This window comes from Paenibacillus sp. P32E, assembly GCF_001909085.1.
Classification (GTDB): Bacteria; Bacillota; Bacilli; order Paenibacillales; family Paenibacillaceae; genus Paenibacillus_AQ; species Paenibacillus_AQ helianthi.
Map to the genome: position 1 here is coordinate 534,332 of NZ_LVYY01000001.1, position 12,689 is coordinate 547,020.

General features: G+C 47.2%; 3 protein-coding genes. All 3 read left to right on the forward strand.

The annotated features are described in order from the left end of the window. The first annotated feature begins 16 nt into the window (after positions 1 to 16). Genes A3848_RS02050 through fabD form a run of 3 tightly spaced genes read left to right on the forward strand, consistent with a single transcriptional unit; the run spans position 17 to position 12,684 of the window. Positions 17 to 2,692, forward strand: a complete 2,676-nt coding sequence (locus A3848_RS02050; RefSeq protein ID WP_074083266.1) for a non-ribosomal peptide synthetase — start codon at positions 17 to 19, stop codon at positions 2,690 to 2,692. 16 nt (positions 2,693 to 2,708) lie between these two features. Further along, a complete protein-coding gene (locus A3848_RS02055; RefSeq protein ID WP_074083267.1) occupies positions 2,709 to 11,405 on the forward strand; it encodes a hybrid non-ribosomal peptide synthetase/type I polyketide synthase in 8,697 nt (2,898 codons plus the stop codon). Then, positions 11,395 to 12,684: an ACP S-malonyltransferase gene (gene fabD, locus A3848_RS02060; protein ID WP_083611847.1), complete on the forward strand. Its 1,290-nt coding sequence runs from the start codon at positions 11,395 to 11,397 to the stop codon at positions 12,682 to 12,684. Before A3848_RS02055 ends, fabD begins: the two co-directional genes overlap by 11 nt. The last annotated feature ends 5 nt before the right edge of the window (positions 12,685 to 12,689 follow it).

Sequence of the window (12,689 nt, forward strand, 5' to 3'; positions counted from 1 at the left end):
GGAGGCGACATATTCTGTGAAACCGACGTTGAATCATAATATTATACTGAATAGCTATGATTTTCGGGTGGAGGAACAATATTGGAGAGACAAATTGAGCGGAATGGACCATACGTTGTCACTAATCCGGAATTATGGCCCTCCATCGATCACTACGGAAAGTTCTTCATATGAGGAATCCGCGTTCGAGGTGCCGAATCAGACGTTTCAACTCATAAAAAAGCAGTATTCATCTCATCCGGTCAAGCTGTTTCTGTATTTACTGTCCAACTATTTCGTGCTTATCCGCCGGTACAAAAGGATGGAGGATCTAATCATCCTTACTCCGGTTTTTCATCATCCGCTACCCCTGAACTCATTAAACTTTGGGCTGCCGCTTAGAACAACATTCGATGAAAGCTTGAACCTGGCGGCTTTAATGAAATTGCTGAAGGAAGTTATGAAGGAAGCGACAGACCACCACAACTTTCCATTTGCCAAAATAGTCGAGTTTCTGGGTTTGGATCAGGAGAAACTGACATCGGTATTAGATACGGCTTTTATGATGGAAGGCATGCAGGACGAGTCAGCTCTGGTACAACTGCCTGCGGCGTTATCGTTCATAGTTAACGAGTCTAATGTTGGAATAACTGGGCGGGTAAAGTATCGTGCGGGAGCATACACGACCGAATTCATTAATACCATGATCGGCCATTACCTTCGCTTGTTAGAGGAAAGCGCGGAGGATGCGAATAAGACGATTGCCTCAATGGAGATGGTTACAACAATGGAGAGGCATGAACTTCTGTTGGTTCGTAATCAAACCGATCGTCCGTACAGTCTGTCAGATCCGATCTATCGCCGGATTGAACAACAGGCTAAGCAGACGCCATTCAATACGGCAGTTGTATATGGCAATGAGTCATTAACCTACCATGCGTTGAATGAGAAAGCAAATGCTCTTGCATGGAAGCTTCATGATCGCGGAATAGGCAGAGGATCGTATATTCCTGTTCTGATCGGTCATGGACTCAATCTACCCTTGGCTTTATTAGCGGTGATGAAGACTGGAGCTGCATTCGTTCCGCTGGATGGAACCGGTCCTGTTGAACGTTTGCGTACATTGCTTGCAGATTTGGATGCTCACGCCGTGTTAATAAGCGGAGAACAGCCCACAGACATGGAGCTGTCCGACAAGATGATCGTTGTGGATTATACGGAACTGTCCCCGACGCTGCTGGAATTGGCGCATACAGCCGCACCGGAGGATCCAATTTATGTTATTTATACTTCAGGTTCTACAGGCAAGCCCAAAGGGGCGATTATTCCGCATATCGGGATCACGAATCGTTTTCAATGGATGGATGAACATTTTGGCTGCAGCCAACAGGACGCAATTTTACAGACGACGCCGCATATCTACGATAGTGCCGTTTGGCAGCTATTCTGGCCACTTCTCCATGGCGGACGTACCGTTCTGCCGACGCCGGAGTTTCAAATGACGCTAACCGATGTACTGGACATCGTATCTAGCCAAAAAATAACGATTACGGATTTTGTCCCATCTCTTTTTAATTTGCTTGTTGAACAAATGGAGTTCAAGGATAATATATCAAAAGATATGAAAAGCTTGCGGCATCTAATAATAGGTGGGGAAGAGATGACGTCCCGTTCCGTAAAGGCATTCCAGAAGCGGTTCCCTGACATACGTATGACGAATTTGTACGGTCCCACGGAGACTTCGATAGGCGTCATCTATTTTGAAGTCAGTCATGATCATGAAGGCGCTATTCCAATTGGAAGGCCGATAGCAAATGCTAAAATCTTGCTGCTGGATGAACATCGCAACCTTACTCCTCTTGGACAACAGGGGGAGATTTATATAACAGGACACTGTTTGGGGCTTGGATATTTGCATAATCCGGACAAGACAGCAGAGAATTTTGTCGAGAATCCCTATCCTGAAATTGGTTACTCCAAGCTGTATAAGACGGGGGATCTTGGGCGCTATGACATAAATGCTCTGATTCGATTCGAAGGTCGTATCGATCACCAGATTAAAGTCAATGGCCACCGGGTCGAAATTGGCGAAATTGAAGCCGCGTTGCTCGCTAATCCGGAGTTGAAGGAAGCAGCTGTTATTTTTAATGAACAGAAACGTATGTTGGTCGCTTTCTATGTCCCTCGGGACAAAGGAACGACTCCGAATGAATTGAATGCTTACTTACACGAGCGACTTCCGCGGTATATGGTACCTTCATTATTTTTGAAGCTCGAAAAAATGCCTCTAATGAAAAGCGGAAAAATCGACCGTAAAGAGCTAGCTGCTATATCGGACAGGCGTGAACCAGATACCGATTATGAGCCTCCTCGAAATCAGATGGAGCAGCAGCTTGAAGAAATATGGAAAGAAGTACTCGGTTTAAGTCGAGTGAGCATTAACGATAGCTTTCTGCAAATCGGGGGGAACTCGCTTCTCATCCTTAAAGTGCATGCTCAAATTGTCGAACGAATTGATGCCTCTCTCACTGTTGCTCAGCTATTCACATTCCATTCCATTGCTACATTAGCCGACTTTCTGGAACGACAAGGAGCCCCGATAAAGGAGGCGGAACTAGAACTCCAAACGAGTCAGGCAGATATCTTGAGTTTGCTTCGAAAAGTCAAGGAAGGCGTTATTACCGCAGAAGAGGGTGCGCAACAGTTAGAATGATGAGAGGTGAATTGAAATGAAACTTACGAAAACGTACATTCTCGAACAATTTGCTGCTCAGCGTGTGGGCGAGAAGGATGCGCTTGCAATGCTTATGGAGCTTACCAATTTGGGCACAAGTAGCGCCGAAGCGGTCAATTCGGATATTGCAATTATCGGTATGGCTTGTAAATTACCGGATGCGGATAACCTTGAGCAGTTCTGGAGCAACTTATCCGCTGGCAAAGAATCGATCGGAGCTCCGCCGGCAGAACGAGTACCGGACATAGCCGTACTTGCAGACGAATTATTCGGACAAGCGAAGTACAGTTTCGCAAAGATTGGTTATCTCAGGCATGTCGATCGTTTCGACAATGCCTTTTTTAATATTTCTCCTGCTGAGGCCCGCAGTATGGACCCGTATCAGCGGCTGTTTCTGGAGCTCGCATGGGAAGCGATTGAGCATGCGGGATATAGTTCTGCGATGATGAACGGTAGCCGAACTGGCGTCTTCCTTGGGTATTGCGACAATGAATCTCAGTACCAGCGATATATGGAGAAAGTTGACGCGTCGTCACTGGCAGGTAACATTGCGGCTATAATTGCTTCACGCATCTCGCACTATTTGAACTTACTCGGGCCAAGCCAACTCATTAATACGTCATGCTCATCATCCCTAACAGCGCTACACCAGGCCTGTTTAGCTATTCAGAACAATGATTGCGATCGTGCTTTAGTCGGCGGAGTAAATTTATCTCTATTTCCAATTGAGCAGGACACTGACTTCGGCATTTTATCTTCAGGATGCAGAACGAAGGCTTTTGATGATTCGGCCGATGGAACGGTCACCGGAGAGGGGCTCGGAATTGTATACATAAAAGCTTACGATCAGGCGGTTAAAGACGGCGATTTCATCCATGCTGTAATCAAAGGATCCGCTGTCAACTCAGACGGACGGTCTAGCGGTATAACCGCGCCAAATGCAATTGCACAGAGTGATACAATTCGCATGGCTTGGAAGCGGGCCAATATTAACCCAGAGACAATCTCATACATTGAGGCGCACGGTACGGGCACCCGGTTAGGCGATCCTATTGAAATTGAAGGACTCCAGAATGCTTTCCGATTCTATACAGACAAAAAACAATTTTGCGGAATCGGTTCGTTAAAGAGCAACATTGGACACACGGTTGCCGCATCCGGTATAGCGGGTATTATTAAGGTTGTATTAATGATGCAGCATCGCATGATTCCCCCGACGCTACACGTGACGAAGCCGAATTCATTAATACCTTTTATAGATTCGCCCGTTTATATTAACGAGACTTTGCTGCCATGGGATACGTGTGAATGGCAGCCTGTCCGCCGAGCCGGCGTAAGTGCGTTCGGTCTAAGCGGAACGAATGTTCATATTATAGTTGAAGAAACGGACTCAAAGGAACGACACAACCGCTCACTTGAGCCAACACAGGCTGTGCTGGTGCTGTCAGCCAAGACTTTGGCATCTCTGCGGGAGTACGTGCGGCGATTCGCTGAATATATGCCGTCCACCGAGTATGACCTGATTGATATATGTGCCACCTCTACCTGCGGAAGGGATGCACATCGTTATCGTATTGCAATAGCAGCTGCGAGCAAAGAAGAACTAAGAACCAAAGTGACACAGCTTACAGAACAATGGCCGGAAGAAGGATGGCCATCCTTCACAGGAAAAGGCATCTATCTAGGCAATACCGACGAACTTTGTGTTAGTGCCCGGATGATCAAGGAGGATACGAAGGCTGAGGCGATGGGCAGAGCTTTTGCCGGCGGCAGCGACATCGATTGGGTGGCGTACTATCGGGAGGTGGAATGGAGACGAGTACCACTTCCTACATACCCTTTTTCGAAAACACGCCATTGGGCTAATCACCATACTGAACAAGCTGCGATTGGGATCGAGCAAGCTACAGCAATTGAAATTGATGAGACCGATCCAGTCCGTGAACATGCGGACATTCACGACATTGCACGTTCGACATTTCTATTTGGAGAGAGTTTACTTGCACATGCCGGATATAAGCAGCCTGCCGATATGTTCGATGAAGAGGCGCTTTTCGTCGCCAACTATTTCATGCAGTTATTTAGGGGTAAAGGGCTGTTCTGCGAGGCTAAGGGTCATACCTTAGATGAAATATGCGCCGCCGTAAGCTTGGATACGAAGCAGGTACGTCTGTTCCGATACATTCTCAGCCTGCTCGTTGAGACCGGTTACGTGACGCTAAATGGTTCGGAGTATGAGATAAGCGCCAGAGCCGAAACTGCTGACGTGGAGGCTTACTTCGAAGAATGTTTGATTCGGTTCCCCGGTAACCAAGGGACATGGCGTTTGTTGAAGCATTGTCTATCCCACTATGAAGAAGTTTTGTCTGGCGCTATCAACCCGTTGCAGGTATTATACCCTGACGGAACATCGCACTTCTTCAAATCGTTCGAAGATGAAAGCAAGTCTTTCGGGGATCTGTGCGGATTAATGGCCGTTGAGACGATTGCACAATATATAAGATCTTATAGCGGCAAAGTCCGTATTCTCGAAGTAGGCGGCGGTACAGGAAGCTTGACACAGTTGCTGCTTCCTAAGATAAAAGATGCTCAGTACGAATACACGTTTACCGACATCGGAAACTCTCAACTAATCCAAGCCCGGAAGCAGTTCGAAGGCGAATATCCAAATTTGACTTACAAATTACTGGATATAGGGAAGCAGCCAAGCGAGCAGGGCTTCAAGCACCATAGCTATGACATCATAATTGCCTATAATGTGATTCATGCAACGCAAGATATTCGCGTTTCACTGCTAATGCTTCATACATTGCTTGCGAGTAAAGGGATTTTGTGTAGCCTAGAGCTTGTTAAAAACAGAGCGTCCACTAACCTGATATGGGGGCTTGCCGAAGGCTGGTGGGCGTTTAAAGATGTTGAGCTTCGGGTACATACTCCGTTGATTGACCACTTGCGCTGGGAGAAAGCATTGAGGGATACCAATTACGAGGCTGTCGGCTCATATCCTGTAGAGAGAGAGTCCCGAGAATTAGCGGAAACGATGCTCGTTATCGGACAATCTAGCTATTATCCGCAAGCGTATCAAGATTGGACGTATGAGATTTTTTGGAAACAAAGTGAGCTGTCCCCATCTTCTACCCGCTCCTCACTACGAGGAAACTGGCTTGTATTCATTGACGAATATGGGATTGGAGATGCGGTGGTGCAATCCCTCCGATCTAGCGGCAATAGCGTCTATACAATTAGTCGGGGGGAAACGTTTGCTCAAGAGCAAGCCGACTGGTTTGTTATGAACGTTACGACTAATAGTGATTACATGAGATTACTCCATTTGCTGCAAGAGCAAGATGTCAACATTAGTGGTATTGTTCATTTGTGGTCGTTAGATATTCCTTATCAAGACAATTCATATACTCCAGAGCAAATTGAAAGCGCTCAGGAGCTCGGATCGTATAGTTTATTTCACTTGGCAAAAGCACTTATTGCGTTAAATGTAGACCATTCTATTGAAATTCGGATTGTTACTAATCGGTCACAGGCTGTGTCCATAGCCGAAGAGGTTTATCCTGCCCAGGCACCGATTGTCGGCTTAGCCAAAGTGATCCCGCAAGAAAATCCGAGGCTTCAATGCTACGTCACGGATCTGGCGATCGGGCAATTGTCAGCAACACAACTTGCGCAACAGGTAGTACAGGAAATTAGGTTTAATTATGAAGATTCGTTGGTTGCATATCGGGATAAACGGATCGTTCCCGAGATGAGAAGAAGTGATATCGATGTAATTCCCGATATAGTTACACCGATCACCCTGCGTGCCGGTGCCGTTTATATACTCGTAGGCGGAGCAGGTAAGCTTGGACTTCAAATCGGCAAGCATATAGCAAGCAAAGCTAATGTTACACTCATTATCGTAAACCGTACCTCGCTCCCGCCGAAGGAGGAATGGAACGATTGGATTACCCGCCCCGGGTGCAGCTTGGCGGAAGCGGCCAAGATGAAGGCAATGCTCGAGATTGAGGGGATGGGCTCGACGGTGGCCTATTATGCGGCAGATGTATCTGATCCGGATCAGATGGAGACGATCTTACACGAGGTTAAGCATCGCTATGGTCCAATTAACGGCGTAATTCACAGCGCCATGCAGCAGTCGTTCGACCCTATTGCCGTCAAATCGTTTGACAATTTCCGTGATGGAATGAAGGCGAAATTGGCTGGAACAGTAGTCTTAGACGTTCTTGTGGAAACGGAGAACCTGGAGTTCTTTATTATGTTCTCTTCGCTCGCATCCATATGGGGAGGAGCGACGGGAAGTGACTATGTCGCTTCGAATAGCTTTTTGGATGCATATAGTGCGTATCGCCGTTACAAAGGTAAGCATGCGCTTGCAATAAACTGGTATGCATTCGAGGGAATTACAGGGCCCGGCTTTATTGGCTATATGCCGATAGCAGGCGGAATGCAATCTTTTGACGCCATCCTGTCTAAAGATGTCAATCAAATGGTTATCGGACAGTTTGATTTGGAAATCTTGCAGCAGTGGAGGCCTTCCCTAAAGATTAGACTCTCGGATGACGTTTTCGTTGGGGGGGAGGAGCATCCGAATATCCACACACCGAAAGGTTCGGCGATTAACAGGAACGATTCATCCGTGGTTCTAACTGGCAAGGAGGATGGAAGCGCATACAAAGCCGATGAGCTGGCTGTGGGCCAGATTTGGTCTGAAGTGCTCGGCTATGAAACTTTAAGTCTCGACGATGACTTTTTTGCTTTAGGTGGTGATTCTCTACTGGCGATCGGTATTGTGACACGGCTGGCCAAGCATGCTTCGGCTGCGGTTACGATCAACGATATTTTCATCAACCCGACGATTCGTCAGCTTGCAGCAATCATTGGGTCAGTGAGTGTTGAAGAGCAGGTTCTAGCCATCCCGATAGCACAGTGGGCAGAATATTATCCCGCGACCTCTTCCCAGCAGAGGATCTACGTACTGGAACAAATGCAAAATGGTTCGGTAGCCTACAACATTCCGACTGTTCTGCAGCTTGAAGGGGAACTTGATCGGGAACGGTTTGAAGCTTCGTTTCGATTGTTAATTGAACGGCACGAATCATTCCGTACATGCTTTACAATTAACGACGGCGTGCTTGTACAGCGAATTATGGATGAGGCCGATTTCACACTTGAATACGAGGAGCTCTCTGAGGCATCCGTCATCCGAGACGAATTGAATCGGGCTATTAGACCGTTCGATCTGACGAAGGCACCGCTGCTACGCAGCAAATTGTTCCGCATAGAGCCGAATAAACACGTGTTGGTGCTTGATATGCACCACATCATTTCCGATGGTGTATCGATTGGTATTCTTATTAACGAATTTTTCCATTTTTATCGTGCTGAATCTTTACCTGCACTTCGTATTCAGTATAAAGATTTTAGCGTATGGCACAACAATCGGCTGAAGGATGGAAGCTTTAAGAAACAAGAGGAATATTGGTGTTCCGTTATGTCGGGTCAACTGCCCGTACTGAACCTGCCGACCGATTTCCCGCGACCGCTTGTGAAAAGCTATAACGGAAGCGTGCTGACGTTTGAGGTGGGTGCTGATCTGACCGATAGCATTATTAGTTTTGGCCAGCAACGCGGCACGACATTATATATGACACTGCTGACTGCGCTGAATATTATGTTCGCCAAATATAGTGGTGATGAGGATATTATTATTGGTTCACCGGTTGCCGGAAGAAATTATGTGGAGCTGGAAGGGATAGCAGGCCTGTTCCTCAATACGCTTGCAATGCGGAACTTTCCCAGAAGAGACAGTCGGGTAGCCGATTTTATGGAAGAGATTAAACAAAATACGCTGGCTGCGCTTTCGCGTTCGGAATATCCGTTTGAAATGCTAGTTGATCGACTGTCTCTCCAGCGGGATACGTCCCGTAATCCGCTCTTCGACATCATGTTCATTCTGCAGAATACAGGTGATGCTAAAGAAGTGCTGCATGAGCATGATGATAAGCTGAAGATCCATCCATACCCATTCGAACAGCGTTCCTCACAGTTCGATCTGACATTCGATATTATCGAGCGGAATAAGCGGCTTATCGTAGATATTGAGTACTCTGACGAACTGTTCCGGAAGGAAACGATCGAAATTATGGCAGGTCACTTCACTGCGGTTCTGCGAGCGTTAGTAGAGCAGGCGGATCAAAAAATTGGTCAGATATCATTATTGTCCGTCGAAGAGCGATCGCTCCTGATTGACCAATGGAACGTTAACAAAACGCTTCATTCGCGGGAGAAGACGGTTGTTCAATTATTCGAGGAGCGTGCAGGTCTTCATCCGGTTCTTCGCGCGGTACAAGACGGGCAGCGCGAGCTCACATACGGGGAACTGAACAAGAGGGCGAATCGTGTGGCTGCTAGGTTGTTAGAGAATGGGGCTAGACCGGATCGTTTCGTTGCACTACTAATGAACAGATCAGTTGATATGATGATCGGCCTACTAGGTATATTAAAGTCTGGAGCTGCATTGGTTCCGATCGATCCCAATTATCCTGAGGAGCGAATTAATTACGTCTTGGAAGACAGCGGATTAAGCCTGGCTGTAGCTGACCGTTCGTTGACGCACAAGCTGAGCGGCATGTCTGCAATCATTCATGTGGATGAAATGGACGATGGAACTGAGTCCGATACCAACCCGCTTATTCAGTCGACGTCTGAACATCTCGCTTATATGATCTATACTTCGGGATCAACGGGCAGGCCCAAAGGCGTCATGATAGAACACCGGAATCTGACCGCATTTAAAGCGGGAGTTGAAGCTGCAGCCGATTTTATTTACGGTGGGAACTGGCTTGCACTAACGACAATCAGCTTTGATATCTTCATTCTTGAAACCATTCTGCCACTACTTAACGGGTCGTCAGTCATGATTGCCTCGGAGCATGACCAGATTAATCCACATTCGATCAAGCAACTGATCCTTGATCATAACGTGAATATGATTCAGTTGACGCCATCCCGTCTGCAGCTGCTGCTTGAAGATTCTAGTCTGCCAGAGGCCATTCTTCGTTTACAAATGATTTATGTCGGAGGGGAGGCCCTTCCTCTTAAGCTTCTGCAGCGGCTTCAAGCAAAGACCGAAGCGAAAATTTATAATATGTACGGCCCGACCGAAACCACGATCTGGTCTACGGTACAAAATCTGACCTGCGCGAACAAGGTAACGATCGGCCGACCGATTCCGAATATGCAGGTCTATATCCTTGACCGGAACATGCAACCGGTAGGTATTAATATTATCGGTGATCTATATATCACAGGAGAGGCCGTCGCGAGAGGATATTATGGCAGGAACGAACTAACGGCCGACCGATTCATCCCTTGTCACTTCAATCCGGGACAACGAATGTATAGAACCGGAGATTTGGCCAGATGGAGGCCTGACGGAAGCATCGAATATGCTGGACGTGACGATTTTCAGGTGAAAGTGAAGGGTTATCGGATTGAATTGGGAGAGATTGAGCAATCGCTATGTAAACATGACAGCATACAAGAGGCGGTAGTCACTTTGGCAGGGCAGGAAACAGCGAACCCTTATTTGACAGCTTACTATATAGGAGATTACGAGATTGAGACCAAGCAATTGCAGCTTCTCCTTAACAAGACTTTACCCGATTATATGGTGCCGTTGGCTTACACCTATATGAAGAACTGGCCTTTGACACCGAACGGCAAGTTGGATCGGCTAGCGCTCCCGGAGCCTACACGCAATATTATGTCACCTGTGGCGGCAGGCGCCACAAGCACGCTTTCTTCAATTGAACAGCAGTTGTGGGACATTTGGAGTGAGTTACTGCAAACAGACGCTCTCGGAGTCTACCACAACTTCTTTGAGATGGGCAGCAACTCGCTTGCAATTGTTCTGGTGCATGAGAAGCTGGAAGCATTGTATCCTGGTACAGTTCGCATTGTAGATCTGTTTGCCTATCCGACGATTTCGTCACTTGCCCAATTTATTGAAGATCAGTTAATGGGAGCGGAAATTAATTTTAGTGAAGACGATGGCGATTATTGGATGTATGAGATGGAGGGGCCTATATTACGGTTGCCGCGTGAGTATAAGAAGCAGGCTCGCCTGGTTAAGCAAGAGCGGATTATGCTGAGCTCCCATGTTGAAGGCGAGCGGTATGCAAGACTGCAGCGGGCGGCCGATCACGAGAAAGTTGAGGCTATTGATATTCTTCTTGCCCTATACGTGCACCTATTGTCGCAGATTATGGGTAGTGAGGATATTTATTTGGAGCAAGCGGTACAAGGTTCCTACGGTCCGACTATTCGTCCGCTTCGTATTGAGCTGAATCGCTGCAGTAATTTCTCTGAGTTGTTCCTTCTCATTCATCAGAAGCGGCTATTTGCCTCCTTAAGCCAATGGAATGACTCGTTCTGGAGGAAGCAAAAGCAGGAGAACCGGCAAGCAGATGACATAATTCCATTGTTCAGCGAACTGTCCAACTATTCACGCCTAAATAATATGGAGCATGATCTTGTCCACGTTGTGGAACTGATGCCGGATGGCATCGTATTCCGCACAGTATTTAATGGTTCCTGCTTACATCAACGTGGTGTTAGCTCATTACTTGATGATTATGAGCAGCTCTTAATGATGCTGCTTGACGAGTATGCTACTTAATGAAGAGAGGAAGACACACATGGACAACCTGGCGTTGTTATTTCCCGGGCAAGGATCTCAATATGTGGGGATGGGACGAATCTTTTATAATCGGTACGCGATTGCACGAGAGACATTCGAACAAGCGGAGGATACGTTAGGGTATTCGCTTAAAGAGATGTGCTTCTCCGGTAACATGGAACAGCTCTCCATGACAGAATTCGCCCAGCCTGCCATTCTGACAGTTAGTATGGCTGCGTTCCGAGTGTTTCAGCAAGAATTTAATATTCAGCCTGCACTTGCTGCGGGTCATAGCTTAGGAGAAATTACAGCCCTTACTTGTTCGGGGACTATTCGTTATGCAGATGCACTGCAAATCGTGCGGAGCAGAGGGCAGCTGATGCAGCAGGCTGTCTCAGAAAAAGAAGGTGCGATGTCAGCTGTCATCGGCTTGAAGGCCGAAGTTATCGAGCAATTGTGCAAGGAGTATTCTCTAGACGAACGAGTTGTTGTTATTGCAAATTATAATGCGGCCCACCAGATCGTTATTTCAGGTCATGCCGAAGAGGTACGGAAGGTGGGAGAGACATGCCTGGAATTAGGAGCGACTTCCGTAGTTGGCCTTCAAGTCAGTGCACCGTTCCATTCGTCATTAATGCAGCCTGCAGTAAGCCGCATGAGGGAGGTGCTAGGCCAATTCCAGTACCATGACCCTAAGTGGCCGGTATTATCGAGTACGACAGGCCGGCTGTACGAAGCGACTGATGATATTGTAGAGAAGCTGGCTAGCCAACTTATATTACCGGTGAATTGGCAGGCAGTCATGGACTATGTTGCTGTACATGCAGTATCAGCTATCGAGATCGGTCCGCGCAATGTGCTAAAAAATCTAGCACGCAGCGCGCCCTTCCAGGTATTCGGATTCGAGAAGCTGGAAGACATACTCGGCTTTCGGCAAGGAATCGAAGACGAGAAGGAACGTATGCAATCGTCGGTTACACAGTTAGTGGATAGGGCTCTCGCAATCATTGTTTGCACCAAGAATCGGAACCCGCAAGCTGACGAATACGAGCACGGTGTGTTAGGCCCATACGCAGAACTCCTCGCATTGAGAGCAAGTCTGGAAAGCGGGAAAGTACAGGCTACCGCAACGGAAGTAGACATTGCTTATTCATTGCTAATGAGTATGATGATTGCGAAGCAAGCGCCGATGGAGGAACAGGTTATCCGCTATAATCAGCTGTTTCAAGAGACGGGGCATCGAAACCTGGTATCGGAAAAAGTGTTAACTAATGCCTGAACCAA

Excerpts from the sequence above, each read along its gene's own strand:
- A3848_RS02055 (WP_074083267.1), top strand. The coding sequence starts at position 2,709 with ATGAAACTTACGAAAACGTACATTCTCGAACAATTTGCTGCTCAGCGT.
- fabD (WP_083611847.1), top strand. The coding sequence starts at position 11,395 with ATGCTACTTAATGAAGAGAGGAAGACACACATGGACAACCTGGCGTTG.